This is a genomic window from Enterococcus sp. DIV1307a, assembly GCF_050537425.1.
In the GTDB taxonomy this organism is placed as follows: Bacteria; Bacillota; Bacilli; order Lactobacillales; family Enterococcaceae; genus Enterococcus; species Enterococcus faecalis.
The window spans coordinates 341403-360360 of the sequence record NZ_CP172914.1; the positions used below are offsets into that span (position 1 = coordinate 341403).

Annotated in this window: 19 protein-coding genes; 15 read left to right on the forward strand and 4 right to left on the reverse strand. The window is 39.9% G+C overall.

Going from position 1 to position 18958, the window contains the following annotated elements:
• Position 1 precedes the first annotated feature (1 nt).
• From IGL90_RS01755 to menC, 5 genes are read left to right on the forward strand one after another with little or no spacing between them, the layout of a single operon-like run.
• Positions 2-1459 carry an o-succinylbenzoate--CoA ligase gene (locus tag IGL90_RS01755; protein WP_048737166.1) on the forward strand — a complete coding sequence of 486 codons (1458 nt, stop codon included), beginning with the start codon at positions 2-4 and terminating at the stop codon, positions 1457-1459.
• Positions 1456-2823: an isochorismate synthase gene (locus IGL90_RS01760; protein ID WP_048737103.1), complete on the forward strand. Its 1368-nt coding sequence runs from the start codon at positions 1456-1458 to the stop codon at positions 2821-2823. Before IGL90_RS01755 ends, IGL90_RS01760 begins: the two co-directional genes overlap by 4 nt.
• Entirely contained in the window at positions 2823-4556 is a 1734-nt protein-coding gene (gene menD, locus IGL90_RS01765; RefSeq protein ID WP_048737100.1) for a 2-succinyl-5-enolpyruvyl-6-hydroxy-3-cyclohexene-1-carboxylic-acid synthase, read from the forward strand. The genes IGL90_RS01760 and menD overlap by 1 nt, the downstream gene beginning before the upstream one ends.
• Positions 4544-5368: a 2-succinyl-6-hydroxy-2,4-cyclohexadiene-1-carboxylate synthase gene (gene menH, locus IGL90_RS01770; protein ID WP_048737098.1), complete on the forward strand. Its 825-nt coding sequence runs from the start codon at positions 4544-4546 to the stop codon at positions 5366-5368. The genes menD and menH overlap by 13 nt, the downstream gene beginning before the upstream one ends.
• Positions 5369-6472: an o-succinylbenzoate synthase gene (gene menC / locus IGL90_RS01775; protein WP_002375853.1), complete on the forward strand. Its 1104-nt coding sequence runs from the start codon at positions 5369-5371 to the stop codon at positions 6470-6472. It begins immediately after the preceding gene.
• A gap of 56 nt (positions 6473-6528) precedes the next feature.
• Here the strand turns inward: menC and IGL90_RS01780 are convergent, their stop codons facing one another.
• Together IGL90_RS01780 and IGL90_RS01785 are read right to left on the reverse strand one after the other, a co-directional pair.
• Positions 6529-7227 (reverse strand): glucosamine-6-phosphate deaminase, encoded by a 699-nt coding sequence (locus IGL90_RS01780; protein ID WP_048737096.1) that lies wholly within the window; start codon positions 7225-7227, stop codon positions 6529-6531.
• A gap of 251 nt (positions 7228-7478) precedes the next feature.
• Positions 7479-9005 carry an AMP-binding protein gene (locus tag IGL90_RS01785; RefSeq protein WP_048737095.1) on the reverse strand — a complete coding sequence of 509 codons (1527 nt, stop codon included), beginning with the start codon at positions 9003-9005 and terminating at the stop codon, positions 7479-7481.
• A 220-nt stretch (positions 9006-9225) separates the two neighbouring features.
• Between IGL90_RS01785 and IGL90_RS01790 the strand changes: the two genes are divergently transcribed.
• Positions 9226-9627: an organic hydroperoxide resistance protein gene (locus IGL90_RS01790; RefSeq protein WP_002355332.1), complete on the forward strand. Its 402-nt coding sequence runs from the start codon at positions 9226-9228 to the stop codon at positions 9625-9627.
• Positions 9628-9670: 43 nt separating this feature from the next.
• Here IGL90_RS01790 and IGL90_RS01795 read toward each other — a convergent pair whose 3' ends face one another.
• The gene (locus IGL90_RS01795; RefSeq protein ID WP_225581367.1) at positions 9671-10441 is read right to left on the reverse strand and encodes a sulfite exporter TauE/SafE family protein; all 771 of its coding nucleotides are present in this window, start codon (positions 10439-10441) and stop codon (positions 9671-9673) included.
• A 170-nt stretch (positions 10442-10611) separates the two neighbouring features.
• Here IGL90_RS01795 and IGL90_RS01800 point away from each other — a divergent pair, with 170 nt between their 5' ends.
• The 7 genes from IGL90_RS01800 to IGL90_RS01830 are packed head-to-tail and all read left to right on the forward strand — an operon-like array spanning position 10612 to position 15937.
• The gene (locus IGL90_RS01800; RefSeq protein WP_002358431.1) at positions 10612-11415 is read left to right on the forward strand and encodes a PTS mannose/fructose/sorbose/N-acetylgalactosamine transporter subunit IIC; all 804 of its coding nucleotides are present in this window, start codon (positions 10612-10614) and stop codon (positions 11413-11415) included.
• Positions 11408-12226 carry a PTS system mannose/fructose/sorbose family transporter subunit IID gene (locus IGL90_RS01805; protein ID WP_002355336.1) on the forward strand — a complete coding sequence of 273 codons (819 nt, stop codon included), beginning with the start codon at positions 11408-11410 and terminating at the stop codon, positions 12224-12226. Before IGL90_RS01800 ends, IGL90_RS01805 begins: the two co-directional genes overlap by 8 nt.
• A gap of 30 nt (positions 12227-12256) precedes the next feature.
• Entirely contained in the window at positions 12257-12733 is a 477-nt protein-coding gene (locus IGL90_RS01810; protein ID WP_002355337.1) for a PTS system mannose/fructose/N-acetylgalactosamine-transporter subunit IIB, read from the forward strand.
• 16 nt (positions 12734-12749) lie between these two features.
• Positions 12750-13601 carry a MurR/RpiR family transcriptional regulator gene (locus IGL90_RS01815; RefSeq protein ID WP_002355339.1) on the forward strand — a complete coding sequence of 284 codons (852 nt, stop codon included), beginning with the start codon at positions 12750-12752 and terminating at the stop codon, positions 13599-13601.
• A gap of 14 nt (positions 13602-13615) precedes the next feature.
• Entirely contained in the window at positions 13616-14506 is an 891-nt protein-coding gene (gene murQ / locus IGL90_RS01820) for an N-acetylmuramic acid 6-phosphate etherase (RefSeq protein ID WP_016615938.1), read from the forward strand.
• Between the two features lie 12 nt (positions 14507-14518).
• Positions 14519-15508, forward strand: coding sequence for a serine hydrolase domain-containing protein (locus tag IGL90_RS01825; protein WP_048737092.1), 990 nt, complete (start codon positions 14519-14521; stop codon positions 15506-15508).
• Between the two features lie 9 nt (positions 15509-15517).
• Positions 15518-15937, forward strand: coding sequence for a PTS sugar transporter subunit IIA (locus tag IGL90_RS01830; protein ID WP_002363016.1), 420 nt, complete (start codon positions 15518-15520; stop codon positions 15935-15937).
• 178 nt (positions 15938-16115) lie between these two features.
• On the opposite strand, the gene IGL90_RS01835 is transcribed toward IGL90_RS01830, so the two are convergent.
• Positions 16116-16925, reverse strand: a complete 810-nt coding sequence (locus tag IGL90_RS01835; RefSeq protein WP_002355344.1) for a DUF1189 domain-containing protein — start codon at positions 16923-16925, stop codon at positions 16116-16118.
• A 193-nt stretch (positions 16926-17118) separates the two neighbouring features.
• Here IGL90_RS01835 and IGL90_RS01840 point away from each other — a divergent pair, with 193 nt between their 5' ends.
• A complete protein-coding gene (locus IGL90_RS01840; RefSeq protein ID WP_002361201.1) occupies positions 17119-17727 on the forward strand; it encodes a superoxide dismutase in 609 nt (202 codons plus the stop codon).
• A gap of 147 nt (positions 17728-17874) precedes the next feature.
• Positions 17875-18855, forward strand: coding sequence for a diaminopimelate epimerase (dapF, locus tag IGL90_RS01845; RefSeq protein ID WP_002367903.1), 981 nt, complete (start codon positions 17875-17877; stop codon positions 18853-18855).
• Positions 18856-18958 lie beyond the last annotated feature (103 nt).

Consider the following 18958-nt stretch of genomic DNA (forward strand, 5'->3'; position numbering starts at 1 on the left):
AATGACTTGGTTAAATAAACAAGTACAAAAACGTCCCGATCATCCTGCTTTTTATTTTCAGGATGAATCTTGGACGTTTTTAGAAGTGCAACAAGAAGTCAGCCATTGGGTAGCCACATATCAACAGGTGCTTGCACCAGAAGAAAAACGTGTGGCTTTATTCAGTAAGAACAGCAAAGAGTTGTATTTTTCAATTCTAGCCTTATGGGAATTGGGGAAAGAGTTATTATTTTTAAATACGCATTTGACACTTGCTGAACTGACTTTTCAGTTAAAAGATGCGCAAGTTAAAACGATTATTGGTGCGCCTGAAACGCAGGCTTTGTTAGAAGAAATTTCTTTTGTCGACGTTCAGCCAATGATTAAAAAACAGCATAGTCTTTCACATCAGGAGTTTCAACAGCCAAGTGACTTAGAGTCGGTGGCTTCTATTATGTATACATCTGGAACTACAGGACAGCCTAAAGGGGTCTTGCAACGGTTTAAAAATCATTTGGCCAGTGCTAGAGGCACCCAAGAAAATATGGGGATTACTGCTGAAGATTGTTGGTTGTGTGCAGTCCCATTATTTCACATTAGCGGATTGTCGATTGTTGTTCGACAACTCGTCTTAGGTTGTAGTATTCGCCTTTACGATAAATTTGATGAACAGCAAGTGACACAAGATTTACAAGAAGGCCGTGGAACCGTTATTTCAGTGGTTGCGACAATGTTACAAAAATTATTGTCTGTCTATCCTGAAGCTGGCTACAGCGTCAGCTTTAAAGGAATGCTATTAGGCGGCGGACCGATTGCTCCGGATAAATTAGCGCAGTGTGAGGAAAAAGGGATTCCAGTCATTCAATCTTATGGGATGACGGAAACGTGTTCGCAAGTTGTTGCCTTGAAATTTGAAGATGCGGCACTGAAAATCGGCTCTGCTGGGCAACCGTTAAAAGATATGCAGATCAAAATTGTTGATGAACTAGGACAAGAACAGCCAGAAAAGCAAGTCGGGGAAATTTTACTTAAGGGACCAAACGTTGTTTCAGGTTACCTTAACCATCGTCAACCTGAAAAATGGACAGCAGATGGTTGGTTTAAAACAGGCGACATGGGCTATTTAGATGCACAAGGTTACCTGTATTTGGTTAGTCGTTTAAGTGAACTCATTATCTCTGGTGGTGAAAATATTTACCCCACTGAGGTTGAACAGGTGTTACAGGCGATAACAGGAATTAAAGCAGCGGCAGTTGTAGGAGAACCAGATGCGCAATGGGGAGCCGTCCCAGTTGCATATGTGATTAGTGACCAAGAAATCACCTTAGCGCAAATTCAAGACCAGTGTTCACGAAAACTGGCAAAATATAAACGACCGAAACGCATTTATTTTTGTCATTCTTTCCCGCAAACAGCAAGTGGAAAGATTGCCAAACATCGTTTCATGACAGAAGAAAGAGAGGCGTTTTTAATCAGATGAAATTGCCTGATGAATTACGACAAGCCTATCAGAAGAATGCCCGTCAGTTCAGTTGGGTTTTTCCATTAGAAACAGAACAAACAGCCTTGGCAATTTTTGCCGCTGGTGAAAAGGCATACCAAGGAGAACGTTTTTTTTGGCAAACGCCGAAAAAAGATTTTGCTTTGGTTGGCTTCGGATATGAAACTATCTTAAAAGGCGCAGAAACAGAAACGCATCAATTGAACAACTTTTTAAAAAAAGATGCGGCAACTCGTTTTCAAAATATGTCTATTTCTGGTACGGGGGCTCTTCTGTTTGGCGGTTTGCCTTTTGATACAGAACAAACGCCTACTGAGGCCTGGGGAGAGTTAGGGGAAGGTTGGTTTTATCTACCAAGTATTCTATTTACTTTTTCAGGTTCACGTATTTATGGAACGCTGAACTTTTCAGGTTCTAGTGAACAAGAAGTCGAGGAACGTTGGTCGACTTTGGTGGCTCAGTTTGATCGCTTGTTAGCTACCTGTGAGGAGTTGCCAGCTGTAGCGGAAACAAAGATTGACAAGGAAGAAGTTGCCGTGACTGAATGGCTACAAGCTGTCAACGAAACAGTAGCAGTCTTAAGAGAAGATGGCCCTTTAAAAAAAGTGGTTTTGGCTCGACAACTTGCTGTGAGCAGTCCTGAAAAAATTCGAAGTAACCAAGTGCTCGTTAATTTAATGGCACAACAACAAAATACGTATTTGTTTGCTTTAGAAGCCAAAGACACAAGTTTCATTGGTGCAACACCAGAACGACTTCTGTTGGGTACTAAAAAAACGTTTGCGACCGCTTGTATTGCAGGAACCATTAAAACGGGTCAAACACCAGAAGAAACGAAAGCTTTAGGAGCACAACTTTTACAAGACCGCAAAAATACCGGAGAACACCAAATTGTGGTGGAACGTTTAGCGAAAGAGTTGGCGAAGATGACGACTTCTGAAAACAGTATTCAAGCACCCATTATTTTGGAAAATCGAGATGTACAACATCTTTATGTACCAATCTCGGGTCAACGTAAGCCGGGAATTTCGTTCTTGGAAAGTGTGATGCAGTTACACCCAACGCCAGCTTTAGGCGGTGAGCCCAAAGAGTTGGCAGTCGAATGGATTCGACAATATGAGCCAGGGAGTCGTGGGTTATATGGTGCGCCAATCGGTTGGATTTCAGGGAATGATGATAGTGGAGAGTTCGCTGTGGCCTTGCGTTCAGGTGTCTTTGCTGGTCAGCAAGGCGTTCTTTATGCAGGTTGTGGTATTGTTGCGGATTCCCAAGCAGAGCTAGAAAGAGAAGAAACGAAAATAAAATTTCAACCGATGTTACGAGGAATTGGAGGGCAGGTTTAATGAATCATCAAGAAACAATGACCGATTATTTAACGGCCTTTATTGAAGGCTTAAAAAATAGTGGGGTTGAACAAGCAGTCATTAGTCCAGGGTCCCGTTCCACACCACTGGCTTTATTACTTCATCGGGAAACCGCAATCCAAACTTTTGTCGATGTCGATGAACGTTCCGCTGCTTTTTTTGCTTTAGGATTAAGTAAAGCGAGTCAAAAACCAGTGGTCTTACTTTGTACCTCTGGAACAGCAGCTGCAAACTATTATCCAGCAATTTGCGAAGCCAATATTAGCCATGTACCCTTAGTCGTTTTAACAACGGATCGGCCGCATGAGTTACGTCAAGTTGGCGCTCCTCAAGCCATGGAGCAATTACAAATGTATCAAAATCATGTGAAATTATTTGTTGAAATGGCTTTGCCAGAAGCAACAGAAGAGATGTTGAATTACGCCTATTGGCAAGGCGCTAAAGGAGCAGCATTCGCGCAACAAACGCCTGCAGCACCTGTTCATTTGAATTTTCCTTTGCGGGAACCATTATTACCTGACTTAGAGAGAAAAACAAAGAGTTCTCAACAAACGGCTTTATTCGCTGGTCAATCAATCCTTTCTACAGAACAAGTGCAACAGTTAGCGAATCAATGGTACCAGAAAAACGGCGTCTTGGTTGTCGGTGGCAGTCATACAGAGAAAGAAGCGGCGTTATTTATTCAATTAGCCGAAGCTTTGCAATGGCCGTTACTAGCGGATCCTTTAGCAAACATTGTGACACATGGGCAAAATAGTGAAGTTGTTATTGCACATAGTGATCTGTTTCTAAATGTGGCGACCTTGCCACAAGAACCAGAAGTGGTAGTGCGCTTTGGTTCGCTGCCAATTTCTAAAAACATCATGTTATGGTTGAAACGCTTAGCAACGACAGAGACTGCTTTTTATTTTGTGGACGAAAATGGGCAATGGCAAGAGCAATTGAAAAAATCACAAACAGTTATTCAGGCAAAGGAAACCACGTTTGTAGAACAACTGCTAACGGTTGTCAAACCAACAGAAGCGACTTGGTTAGCACAATGGCTCCTGCTGGAAAAAACGGTCTCTGAAGTTCTTCTAGAAACGCTGAACGCGACAGAATTAAATGAAACAACAGCCAGCTTAGCTGTTCACCAAACAATGAAAGAGAACGGTCAGTTATTTGTATCTAATAGTATGGCTATCCGCTACTTAGATCGATTTATGGATAGTCGCCCTTATCGGATGTTTGGAAATCGCGGCATCAACGGGATTGATGGGATTGTTTCAACTGCTTTAGGAATGAGTGCCGTAGCACCGACACAGCAAAACGTTCTACTGATTGGTGATTTAGCACTATATCATGATATGAATGGTTTATTTTTGGCTAAACGTTATCAGTTGCCGTTAACAATTGTTTTATTAAATAACAACGGTGGCGGGATTTTCTCTTTTCTATCTCAACGAACTTTACGTGAGGACGATTTCGAGCCTTTATTTGGAACACCGCTTGATTTAGATTTTTCGTTAGTTGCTGAACTTTACGGTGCTTCGTATCAAGAAGTCAAAACAAGCGCGGAGCTTAAGCAAATTTTACAAACAGCGGCTGAAGAACCACAATTTCAAGTGATAGAAGTCAAAGGAAATCGCCAAGAGAATGTTCATTTGTACGAATCAATTTTAGCTGAAATTGGTAGACGAGTAGAAAGACAGGGGATTTCATGGAACGGTTAATTCGGGGGATGCAGTACCATTATCAATGGTTAACACCTTTTGATGCAAAGCGAACGACTCTAGTCTGTTTACACGGTTTCACAGGAACGTTAGCCACGTTTGCAGCCGTTTTTCCCAGTCAAACACCTTATAACGTTTTAGGCATTGACTTACCTGGTCATGGCGCGACTGCTAGTTTGGTAGCACCAGAGCGTTATACCATGAAACAGGTTTGCCATGATCTTGCTGAACTAACCGAATCGCTAAATTTGCCTTGCTTTTGTTTATTAGGCTATTCAATGGGCGCTCGAACAGCTTTAGGTTTTGCATTACATTATCCACAAAAGGTACAGCATCTTTTATTGGAAAGTGGATCACCAGGTTTGGCCACCGCCGCAGAACGTCAGGCTCGTATCTGTCAAGATCATCGTTTGGCGGAACGTCTCTTAGAGGAACCGCTTGTGGATTTTATTGATTTCTGGCAAGAATTACCGTTATTTCAAACGCAAAAAGCCTTGTCTGTGGCACAGCAAATAGCCATTCGTCAGGAACGTTTGAGCCAATCGGCCTTTGGGTTGGCTAGCAGTTTGTGGTATATGGGTACAGGAGCGCAAGAGAGTTACTGGGAACGTCTAGCAGAATTGCAGCCGATTCCTACCGATTTATTGGTAGGCGGCGAAGATCAAAAATTTATTGGGATTGCGAAAAAAATGCAGGCACGTCAACCGTTGTTGAGGCTGACAATTTTTCCTGAAGCAGGACATTGTATCCATTTAGAACAACCAACGATTTTCTATGAAAAGGTGACAGCGTTATTGGAAGGAGCCATCTGAATGAACATTCAATCAATTGAAACCTATCAGGTTCGTTTGCCTTTAAAAACGCCGTTTGTCACGAGCTATGGTCGCTTGGAAGAAAAAGCGTTTGATCTATTTGTAATAACGGATGAGCAAGGAAATCAAGGGTTTGGCGAATTAGTGGCTTTTGAGCAGCCTGATTATGTGCAAGAAACGTTGGTAACCGAACGCTTCATCATCCAACAGCATTTAATTCCGTTACTTTTAACAGAAGCGATTGAACAGCCGCAAGAGGTTTCAACAATTTTTGAAGAAGTTAAAGGACATTGGATGGGAAAAGCTGCGTTAGAAACTGCCATCTGGGATTTATATGCCAAACGGCAACAGAAGAGTTTAACTGAATTTTTTGGACCAACGCGGAGGAAAATTCCTGTAGGGATTAGTTTAGGGATTCAAGAAGACTTACCTCAATTACTTAAACAAGTTCAGTTAGCTGTAGAAAAAGGGTATCAACGAGTGAAGCTGAAAATTCGTCCCGGTTATGATGTGGAACCCGTTGCTTTGATTCGTCAGCATTTTCCTAACTTGCCTTTAATGGTCGATGCCAATTCAGCGTATACATTGGCTGATTTGCCTCAATTGCAACGTTTAGATCACTATCAATTAGCGATGATTGAACAGCCTTTTGCTGCAGATGATTTTTTAGATCATGCACAATTACAAAGAGAACTGAAGACAAGAATTTGTTTGGATGAAAATATTCGTAGTCTCAAAGACTGCCAAGTGGCGTCAGCATTGGGCAGTTGCCGTAGTATCAATTTGAAGATTCCTCGTGTAGGTGGGATTCACGAGGCGTTGAAGATTGCCACATTTTGCCAAGAAAATGATTTATTGGTTTGGTTAGGTGGCATGTTTGAGTCTGGTGTCGGACGCGCATTGAATTTGCAATTTGCGTCACAGCCTACCTTTTCCTTTCCAGGTGATATTTCAGCCACGGAACGCTATTTTTATGAAGATATCATCACGGAACCTTTTGTTTTAGAGCAAGGGACAATGACCGTGCCTCAGGGACTTGGTATTGGTGTTACACTTTCCCAGACGAGTTTGCTAAAATACAGTCAGTATCAAAAAATCATGTAATGATAACAAAATTGCGCCTATGACTATGCAGAGAAGCATAATCTAGGCGCAATTTTTTATTTTTCTAATTGACTCGCTGCGGCTTCATCCAAGAGAACCGTTAAATTTGGATGGAGTTGAAGAATAGAAGCAGGATACGTTTCTGTGACAGGTCCTTGGAGTACTTGTTTGACCATTTGAGCTTTTTTTTCACCATTTACAATTAGGACAAGGTGCTTAACTTTCATGATGCTGGCTGGCCCCATCGTAACAAAGGTCATGCCTGGCTGCATCATTTCAGGAACAAACCAAGGCTCTGAACCAGTGACGGTCACTTGATAGGTTTCATTTTTAAAATGAGTGGTAGTGGGCATGTTCCCACAAAAATGACCATCTGCTCCTAAGCCAATTAACATCAAATCTAAGCCGCCTGCGTCAGCAATCCGTTGTTCTTGTTGTTGAAAGTTTTCAACAGTTAATGGATGGATGTTTTGCTCGGATATTTCTGCAGGTGTCAAATACAGCGTCCGCAAATCTGTCAGAGTAATGCCTTCCTTTTGATGAGGAACGGGGATTTCATCAAAGTTATAATAATGAACATTATCAAAGTCAGATGAATTTTTCACAATCGAGGCTAATTTTTGGTAAACAAGTGTTGGCGTTTTGCCAGCGGTAATTGATAAATTCACTCGTTTATCTTGACTCATCGTGCTTAGAAGTAACATTTTTGCCCATTCGCTCATCGTGTCGAAATCTTGTTTAATTAAAATTTTCATACTTGCTCACTCCATTCTTTGAATAAGCTAAGTATAATTTGTGGGAACCATCCCATGTCAAGTTCTTCACAAAAAGGATTTAATTAACGGTAGACAAAAGAAAGAGGAGCAGCCGTCAAAACGACGACTGCTCCTCTTTTTAAAGCTTAAGATAACCTACAACGAGTTAACTTTTTAGCTTTCTGCTCCACTTGCTCCAACGCTGGCCTAAACGTTCTTTTGACCAACGTTATTTGACAAAGAATCTTATTTTATTGTTCTTTCAACCATTTTTCTAGTTGTAAACGTTGCACTTTCATAGTAGCTGTGTGAGGGATTTCATCAAAAGCCATAATGATAGGTTCGTTTAAATGTGGTAAATCGGCTACTTGTGTCCACCAAGCGTCCCAATCCATTTCTTCCCCAGGGACAACCGCTAAAATTGGTTGAGGTTCATTTTCTTTACCACGGACAATAATCACTTCTTCTAAGAAATCTAATGCATCCAATAAATGATCTTCAATAGCTAAATTACTGTCGATGTTTTCAATTAGATCTACTTGGCGATCTTTCAAGAATAAGTGGCCGCGTTCATCTAACATCCCGTAATCGCCGCTGTCCCACCATTCGCCGTAGACATTTTCTGCAAAGCGGGCATCTTCTTTGTAATATGTTAAGGCCCGTCCTTTTGATAAGAATTGGATATGGCCGTCCGTCATCGCAGGTAAAACTTGTCCTTTTTCATCGGTAATTCGAGCTTGTGTTAAATCCTCTAAACCAACACCCATGTCACGAGCATCTGAATCTTTTAGGGATTCTAAAGTATGCGCTCGTAAGATCATTGGCCCGCATTCACTTTGTCCATAAACTTGTAGGAAAATTGGTTTATTGGCAGCAGATGCTTTTAAGAAAGCCACCATTGTAGCGTTGTTAATTGCATCAAAAGTAGAATGATAATAATGGACACTAGCGAAGGCTTCAGGTTTTTCTTTGGCCAAACGAACCCATTGAACGAAGTTATTGGGGTGTGTTTCTACAGCGATTGGTTGATAGGTGCTGAACATTTCAGCGACTTTTTCGCTCGAAGCATTTGCTAAAGGCATCATAGGGAAGCCCATAGCCATTAAAGAAGACACGCCAATGTTAAAACGAGAATGAACTGGCGAAATATGAAAGCCAACTAATTTCTTTTCAGCAATTTTTGTAAAAATGGTTTTTTGCCATTTTGTACGCCAACCCATAGAGTGATTGGAATGACAGATAAGTTTAGGAATACCTGTTGTTCCAGAGGTGTGAGTCATGTAGGCAATTTCGTCTTTAGTCAGTTCGTCTTGAGGAACTTCCGTGGCATCAGCTTCTAAAAGAGAAGCAACCGAAAGTTTTTTATTGTCAGAGCTGTTACGAACAGCTTGAACTTTTTCAGCAGTCACATCATCAAATAAAATATAAGGATCTTCTAAACGATCAACGAATACTTCAATTGTTTCAAAAGGTAAATGGTATGAAACCATTACAGGAACGGCTGCTAGATATGAGGCTGCAACAGCTAGTAAATACGTGTCGAATTTAGGACTTTTATAAATAATAATTTTGTCGCCTTTTTTTACACCTAAAGCGGCTAATTGATATGCCCGTTTCAAAATTTCTTGATGGCTTTCACCATAAGTTGTTTCTAAGCCAAGTGCAGGAAAAGCAGGCAAAGATTCATCAAAAATAATTGGAACAGTTGGTGTTTTTTCTGCGGCTTCTTGATAGTTTGTGTAGAGGTTTAATGGTTGATAATCAAGTAAGTGTGTCAAGGGAAAGTCTCCTTTGTAAAATAGTTTGTGTACAAATGTACAAGTTCACTTTATCCTATCATAGAATGGGTTCTTTTTCTACGTCAAAAATACAACGTTAAATGTTATTTTTTATTATTCACAAGCACAACGTTTGCTGTATCTGGCAAAGTTTCCTACAATAACTATGTAAGTAAAAAGTTCTCAGAAGTGTAAAACTTTACAAAGGAGAGGAATTTACATGAAAAAAATCTATGAAACAACTATCATTAATACGGGTGGACGTGCAGGAGAAGTTCACTCACCGGATAAATCATTTTCTTATGCGGTTGCTTCGCCAGGTGTCAAGAAAGAAAATACAACAAATCCAGAACAATTATTCGCAGCGGCTTACAGTGCTTGCTTTAACGGTGCGTTAGAATTAGTGATGGATCAAGAAAAAGTCGAAGGTAAAAGTACAGTAACTGCACGTGTTTCCTTATTCCAAGGAGAAGATGGGTTTAGCGTTGGTGCTGAATTAGAAGTTCATATTGATGGGGTAGATCAAGCTAAAGCAGAAGAACTTGTTAAAAAAGCCCACGAAATTTGCCCATATTCTAAAGCAACAAGAAATAATATAGATGTTAAATTAACAGTGATTTAATTAAAAAAGAAGCGCTTTGTCTATACGACAAAGCGCTTCTTTTTTAGATAACAGTCCACAAATTATACATATTTAACAAAATAACTAAAAAAACAACTAAACTATAAATTTGGGCGACCCGTTGTTGGGATAATTTTTTACTGAAAAGACCGCCGACATAACCACCGAATAAAGCGGCAGGAATAATAGCCCAAAGCATTGTCAAATCAAAAACCGCAAACCCTGTGGTCAAGCCGATATTGCCAAGTTTGGCGAGTTGGGAGAAAAAAATAGTAATGATGGAATAAACAGTTGCTGATTTGATATCCATTCCAAAAAAGAGAATAAGGCAAGCTACATTAATGGGACCGCCACCGATGCCTAAAAAGGTTGATAGAATCCCTAAGCCTAATCCGACAATCAGAAAAATGCTCAATCCGTTGAGGTGTAAGTGCCAGTTGGAAAATTGATTGTAGAGAAGAACCAAAACCAAGGTCAGCAACATGATGATATATTGGATTAGTTGTACTTTTTCTTCATTTGGTGCTAGTGCAATCGCCTGATTAAGAAGTAAATCACCTAACATGCCGCCGACTAAGGAACCAAACGAAATACTCGCGGCTTTTTTCCATTCAATTTGGACACCATTTTGATACTGTTTATAAGTCGAAGAAATGGACATGACAAAAACAGCGACACTTGAATAGAACGCAATACTATTTAACGAATGGAACCCAAGAAAATCCAAAACAGGCTTAATAATGACGCCTCCACCCATCCCAGAGAGCGCACCAACTGTATTGGATAGAAAAATAGTTATGAAATAAATCAGCAAAACCCGCACATAATCACTCCTAAACCGTTTTCTTTTAGTATAGCACAAAAATTATATAAGAAATATAATTTCATTTAAAAATATTTTTAAAAAGAACTTGAAATGATATTTCTTTAATGGTATTCTACAAATACAAAAAAAGAAAACGCATTCAAGGAGGATGAGAAAGCATGACAGTATCGATTGGTATTATTTTGATTTTATGTCTTTACACAGTTGTTGGTGTACTTGACCAAATTTCTATTCAGATTGGTCCATATACACCATTGTTTGCTGCAACGTTTACTGGCCTAGTCTTAGGAGATGTTCAAACAGGTTTGATGATTGGGGCAACGCTTCAATTGATGACATTAGGCGTAGCGACTTATGGAGGAGCAACAGTCCCAGACTTTCTTTCGGGGGCCATTATGGGAACGGCTTATGCAATCATTTCAGGGAAAGGGGCAGAGTATGGTATCGGAGTTGCGGTTCCGATTGGGTTATTATTAACACAACTAGATATTTTAGGCAGAATGGCTAATACGTTTTTCCAACACAAAGCAGATCGCTATGCGGAAGAAGGCAATTATAAAGGGGTCGAGCGCTGCAATGTTTTAGGAATTTTTCCTTGGACGATTTCTCGTGTCATCCCAGTTTTTATTGGCCTAGCTTTTGGTGAACAAGTTGTAAACGCTATCAATAATTGGATTCCTATTTGGGTGATGAATGGGTTAAAAGCAGCAGGTGCTATTTTACCAGCGATGGGGATTGCTATTTTAATGCGGTACTTGCCAATTAAAACATACTGGCCTTATTTTATTATTGGGTTCGTGTTACTTGCTTATGGGGCCCAATTCTTCTCAGTTTTAGGTGTCGCACTGGTTGGCTTGGCTTTAGCAGCGATTTATGTGATGAATCATAACAAAGGCGGCGCAGCTACAACAAGTGGCACGGTTATTTACGAAGATGATGAGGAGGTTGAGATTGATGACTAACAAATTAACAAAAAAGGATATTAATAAAGTTTACGTCCGTAATCTTTTTGGCTATCAGTGGGGCTGGAACTATGAAAAAATGCAAGGACTTGGTTACGCTTGGGTGATGATGCCTGCATTAAAGCGACTATACAGTGAAGATCCAGTAGCTATGAAGAAAGCCTTGAAGACACATCTTGGCTTTATGAATACAACGCCAGCCATGTCGCATTTAATTGTCGGAGCTGATATGGCTTTGGAAGAAGAAGTCGGCATTGAAGATGAAACGGCCATTACTGGCTTGAAAACAGGTCTAATGGGTCCGTTTGCTGGTGTTGGTGATACCATTTTTATCGCGATTTATCGTGCGATTGTTTTTTCGATTGCAGCTTACATGGCGCAAGGGGGCCAGGTTGTTGGGTTACTGATCCCGTTAATTGCCGGAGCAGTGGTCCTATGGGTTCGCTATAAATTCACTTGGATTGGTTACCATCAAGGGAAAAAAATTGCGACAGAATTTGCGGATAAAATGAAATTGTTTACACAAGGTGCAGCTATTTTAGGGTTAACGGTGGTCGGCGGTTTGATTCCTTCGGTAATTACTTACAAATTAGATTTAACTTATAAAATGGGAGATGTAACATTATCTGTTCAAGAAATGTTGGATAAAATTTTACCCGCATTAATTCCTTTAGGGATTGTTCTTTTATCCTATTGGTTACTAGGGAAAAAGAAAATGAATTCAACACGGCTAATCTTTGTTTTAATTTTAATTGGCATGGTTTTAGGCAATTTACAACCAATGTTGGCTTGGGTTGGCGGTTTATTTTAAAAAAATAGTATATAATAGGAGAGATTTATTATGACAATTGTACATGCAAGAGTAGATGAGCGTTTAATTCACGGACAAGTTGCAACCGTTTGGACGAATACGGTTGGCGCACAAAGAATCATGGTAGTAAATGATGCCGCTGTCAAAGATCAATTACAAATTGGTGCCTTAAAAATGGCTAAGCCTGCAGGAGTTAAATTATCCATTTTATCAAAACGTAAAGCGATTGAAAAAATTTTAGCAGGCAATTATGATGAAGAAAAAGTCTTTTTAATTACGAAAGACATTGCAGATATGGCGGCTTTAATTGATGGCGGTGTTCCGTTGCAGAGCTTCAATGTCGGCAATATTTCTCAAAAAGAAGGCAGTCGAGCAATTAAAAAATCTGTTGCATTAACCGATGAAGATATTCAAACCGTTCGTCGTTTAACAGATAATGGGGTGACTATTACCGCACAGATGATCCCCTCTGAACCAAACGAAGCAATTTTAACTTTCATAAAATAGAAATGGAGATGAGAAGATGGAACCAATCCGTTCAATCAGACAAAAATATAAGGACTTTTCCAAAGTAAATAAGAGAATCGCAGACTATATACTGAAGGATCCGACCCGTCTTCTCTCATTAACAGCAAACGAAATTGCTAGCAATAGCGAAACTTCTCCGGCGTCAGTTACCCGTTTTTCTAAACAATTAGGGTTTGACAGCTGGGAAGAGTTAAAACTATCCATTGCAGCGGTACAAGCTGCCAGTAACGGTAAAAAAGATATTGATCCAATTGTAGCGGCGGATGATTCGGTGGATACTATTTGTATGAAAGTGGAATCTTTATTAAATGCTACGATTGAGGATTTATTTTATACAGTGGATAAACAAGCCTTGGAACGAGCAATCGCGCATGTTAAAAAAGCGGAAAAAATTCATTTGGTTGGAATTGGTGCCTCTTCTTTAACGACTTATAATCTTTATCACAAGTTTAACCGCGCTGGTCGCCAAGCGATTTTTAATTATGATAGTCACATGATGTTGGAGTTTTTAAATTATGCAACGGCACAAGACATTTTGATCACGGTCTCCTATAGTGGTTTGACAAAAGAAGCCTTAATCGCCTGTGAAATTGCCAAAAATAGAGGCGCAACGGTTATTTTTATTACCAGTAACGATGGAGAAAACGTGCGATCATTGAGCGATGAAGTTCTTTTAGTCCCCAATAATGAGCACCTCATTCGAGTGGGGGCTATTTCATCGATTGCTTCGTCAATGGCAATTGGCGATGTTCTGTATTTAGGTTCAATTCAAGATGATTTAGACACAGAAATTGAACGTAATATGATTGAAACGAGTCAACTTGTCAGCCGTCTAAAAGAGAAGTAGGGGTGTGCAAGCAAATGAACTTAGAAGGATTAACGACAGAAGCCAGAAATGAAGCGACTAAAAAGATTGACCAAGTGTCAACATTAGAGATGGTGACTTTAATAAATCAAGAAGACCAAAAGGTAGCACAAGCAATTGAAAAGGTGCTTCCGCAGATTGCTGCAGCAATTGATGCAGCGGCAGAACGATTTAAAAAAGGGGGCCGTTTAATCTATTGTGGTGCAGGAACGTCTGGACGTTTAGGGGCTTTGGATGCGATTGAATTAACGCCCACATATAGTGTGTCGCCAGAACGCGCATTTGGTATTTTAGCTGGTGGTGAAAAAGCAATGTATCAAGCAATTGAAGGCGCTGAAGACTCGAAAGAATTAGCTATCGAAAATTTAACGCAACATCAATTGACCGCCCGAGATGTCGTAATTGCGATTGCTGCTAGTGGTCGGACACCATATGCTGTTTCCGCAATTGAATACGGAAAAAAAGTGGGCGCTCTAACCATTTCAGTTACCTGTAATAATCAAAGTCCGATGAATCAATTGGCGGAAATTGGGATTGCGCCAATTGTAGGACCGGAAGTCATTACAGGATCAACTAGAATGAAAGCGGGTTCAGCACAGAAAATGGTGTTAAATATGTTTTCAACAGGGATTATGGTTAAAGTAGGGAATATCTATCAAAATTTGATGGTCAACGTACAACCAACGAACGAAAAATTAATTCAACGTGCCACGAATATCATTAAAGAAGCAGCAGAAATCGAGGAATCGCAAGCCAAAGAATACTTGGAGGCAGCACAGCTAGAAGTGGCACCAGCCATTGTAATGGCGAAAGCCCACGTTGATTTTCAAAAAGCCAAACAACTATTAGCAGAACATGACGGACGGATTTCAGAAGTTTTAGCATAGAAGTGGTGAACAATGAATCAAATCGCAATTCAAGAAACAATTCAGAGACTGATTAATCAGCAAGTCGTTCCGGGTGTCGCTTGGGGAACGATTACAGAAGGTAGCTTATCAGAACAGTATACGGGCTTTTTAGGTAATACTGGTCCATTTGCAAGACAAAAGGTTTCATCAGCTAGCCTGTATGATTTAGCGTCCTTAACGAAAGTTATTGGGACAACAAGTCGAATGTTACAATTAATCGATACAAATCAGCTTGCTTTTTCAACCACTGTGGGGGAAATCCTACCTGATTATCAAGGACTATCTTGTTCGATTGGGGAGCTTCTACTGCATCAGAGCGGACTGCCAGCTGATGTTGCCGATAAGAAAAATGTCACAAAAAAAAGCTTGCAAGAAATCATTTTAACGCATTCGTTATCTGAACGAGGGAAAACCACTTATTCTGATTTAGGGTATTACTTATTGGGAGAAATTATTCAAGTATTGGATCGCTGCTCATTAGAAGAGAGCTTTCAAACATATGTATTTCAACCAATGAACCTACAGCATACAAGTTTTACGGTCAGCGATTTTGCCCAGGCAGTGCCCACAGAGATTACAAAACAACGCGGCGTTATTCAGGGAGTGGTCCACGATTCGAAAGCCTATCAACTAAAAGCGCCAATCGGCAGTGCAGGGTTATTTGCAACTTTACCAGATTTACTCACTTTTGTTCAGTGTTTTATGAACAATCGCTACCCGTCTGGCAAACCATTATTTTCTGAAAAAATGTTCGATGCTCTCTGGTCTATGAACCAAGGGGGACGTACATTTGGTTGGGAAGTGAAAAAGACGCAAGCTGGGGCAGACTATTTGTATCATACTGGCTTTACTGGAACGGCGATTGGTATGAAAAAAGAGACCAAAGAAGCCCTAATTTTGTTGACGAATCGGATTCATCCCACTCGTGAAGAACGTGGTTTTCTGAAAGCACGAACAAAAATTTATCAGCAGTATTTTTAGGAGGATATGATGAAACCAAAATTAATTTTAATGAGCCATGGACGGATGGCAGAAGAAACCTTAGCTTCTACTCAAATGATTGTCGGGGAATTAGCAGATGCTGCGATTGTGTCAATGACCGCAGAAGATGGCTTGAGCGGCACGCAAGCAAAACTGGCAGCAATCTTAAAAGAAGCTGGCAATGTCCCGACGCTTGTATTAGCTGATTTAAAAGGAGGAACACCTTGTAATGTGGCTATGATGGCCATGGGCACTTATCCGCAATTGCGAGTAGTCGCTGGACTTAATTTAGCAATGGCAATTGAAGCAGCCGTCTCACCTGTGGAAAATGTGGATGAATTAGCTGCATATTTAACGCAAATTGGCCAATCTGCGGTGACTACGATTGACTTACCTGAATTAACAGATGAAGAAGAATTTGAAGAATAGAAAGAGGTCGGGACGGAACCGTTTAGCTCCGAGAAATAAGAAGGAATTTCCGAAAATTGCTTTTTAATTTTTGGAGAATTTCGGCTTATTTCCGAAGGAGTTGGTTCTGTTCCCGCCGTTTATCAGGTTTTGAGCCTGGAACAAAAATCCAAAGTGATTTTTGTCCCAGGCTCTTTTTTTAAGAACCAGGGATATTCCGTGGTTCGTTTTTGGTTGTGACAAAGAAAAAGAACAGACTTAGTAAAATAACTAGGATGCCATCGTTAAACATCGGATTTACGAAGTTTAAAATAGCACTTAAGATGACTGGCACGGTAGCACAATACGTAATAATTTTTAAACAATCAATCAAACGTAAAGAATAAAAACGTAATTTTGAATAGAGAGATGCACCGATAGCGGCAATCAGTAAGTCTAAAACTAAACCGATTAGAACAGGGTAGATAGCCACTAAAAAGACAATAAGTTTTGTCCACCAGGGGATCGCTGCTTCACTTAGCGCAGTCTTGATACTCTGAGCGTTAACGCCATCTAAGGTTCCTTTACTATAGGGGAAGATAAATTGGTCGGTGCCTAGAATTGATTCAGTTGCGCCTGAATTTGGTAAGGCGACTACAAATTCATCTTGTAAAAAAGCCAAACCAAACGCATTACCAATTAAATCTTTTTGGACATCAGCGGCTGTACGCTTTCCATCTGGATCAAACGTAAAAATAATCGAGTCGGTTTGATAAATAAAGCCAGATTCTTTAGCCTTTGTTTGCAACGTGCCATTTTCAATAGAAAAGTCAGGCAACTTTTCTGCAATTTTTTGGCCATCTTGTTGCACCTCTTGTAGCACAGAAAAGACTTGTTTGGTAATAGGTAGTGCTAAAATAGCACTTAAAAAAACAGCATAGAGAATTACTTTCCAAAACGCCATTTTTTTCGCATGCCGTAATTCTGAAACTGAAAAAAAGGCCTGCTTAAATAATTGCAATGTATTCATTTATTTACTCCTCACATCATTCTTCTACAGGTCATTCTAGCGAATTTATGAGGGAAACACAAGGTAATCTCCCTCTTTTGTAAAACTTTTCTTTTGGCAAGCAAACTATTTTGTAGAAAGCGGTTCACTCTGTTATCATAATAGTTGTATGAAAGACGTATGTTACATACTAAAAAATAGGGGGATTTAAAAAATGACTTACACATTACCAGAATTACCATATGCTTATGATGCATTAGAACCTTACATTGACGTGGAAACAATGCACTTACACCATGATAAACACCACAACACTTATGTGACTAACTTAAACGCAGCGATTGAAAAACATCCAGAATTAGGCGAAAAATCTGTAGAAGACCTAATTTCAGATATGAATGCTATTCCTGAAGATATCCGTACTGCCGTTCGTAACAATGGTGGCGGTCACGCAAACCATACATTCTTCTGGGAAATTATGGCACCAAATGCTGGTGGACAACCAACTGGCGCTATTAAAGAAGCAATCGATGAAACATTTGGTAGCTTTGATGAAATGAAAGCTGCTTTCAAAACAGCTGCAACTGGCCGCTTTGGTTCAGGTTGGGCTTGGTTAGTTGTGAATAACGGTAAATTAGAAATCACTTCAACACCAAACCAAGATTCACCATTAATGGATGGCCAAACACCTGTTTTAGGTCTTGACGTTTGGGAACATGCGTATTACTTAAAATATAAAAACGTTCGTCCAGATTACATTGAAGCATTCTGGAACGTTGTTAACTGGGATAAAGTAAACGAACTTTTTGCAGCAGCAAAATAAGTTTGCCAATTGTGAAGGAAAGAGTCAAATGACGGCTGTCATTTGACTCTTTCCTTTTACAAATCCAGGGTCGAAATAGTTGTTCGTTTATGGCATACTAAAGTAAGTAGGGAAAGATAACGGATACATAAAGAAGGAGCTAAAAAAATGAATGTTATGATGCAAAAAGTACACGGGTCAGAAAATGATTTCTTTTTATTGGATGAGACACAGTTTGAGCGCTCTTTAACCGCTGAGGAAATTGAGCAATTGCGCATCCAGTTATGTTCGCGGGAAACAGGATTATTGGCGGGAGCAGATGGGTTACTTTTGGTAGGAGAAGGGACTCACGGCACGTCCAATGCTAGAATGCGAGTGATTAACAGCGATGGTAGTGAAGCAAGCATGTGCGGGAACGGCTTGCGTACGGTTGCCCGTTATTTAGCTGAAAAAAACCAAGAAAAATCATTTACAGTTGAAACAATGTTTGCAGATTTGAAAGTACGTCAAGCCCCCAATTTAGCTGAAGAAGTAGCGACTTACCAAGTGGAAATTTCGCCAGTAAGTTTTGAAGCAGTCACTATCCCAATGCATTTAGGGGTCCAAACATTAATTGATGAAATTGTACCAGCCTTATCTAAAACCATTCGCTTTACAGCGGTAGCAGTGCCTAATCCGCACCTTGTAGCATTTGTGGATCACGAAACCTTAAATGGTCCAGAATTTGAACGAATCGCTTCCTATGTAAATAATGAAAATCCATATTTTCCAGAAGGGATAAATGTGAGTTTTGTTGAAATTCTTGGCAAAAATCAACTATTTGTTCGAACGTATGAACGTGGTGTAGGTTTTACAAGTGCTTGTGGGACAGCCATGTGCGCAAGTAGTTTACTTTATACGTTATTGAAAGATGGTGTTTTTTATGAAGAAATAACCGTCAAAAATGCTGGAGGTATGGTGAAAACAGTCGTCCACGAAACGTCAGATGGCAGTTATTGGATGGAATTAATTGGGAATGCCACGATTACGCATTTGATTGAAGGATCACTGACTGATTTACTAAATGGTGCATTTGAGAAAATAACTATCACTGAAACGAATGAACAGAAACATTATCAAGAATTTTTGCAAACACTTTCTCAAAAATAACAATTGTTCCTTGATAAAGCGCTCTTTTATTTTACAATTGTGTTAAGTTCTTGTTCCAAAAAATAAAAAATATTGCTTGAATAAGCAAACTATGAGAAAATAA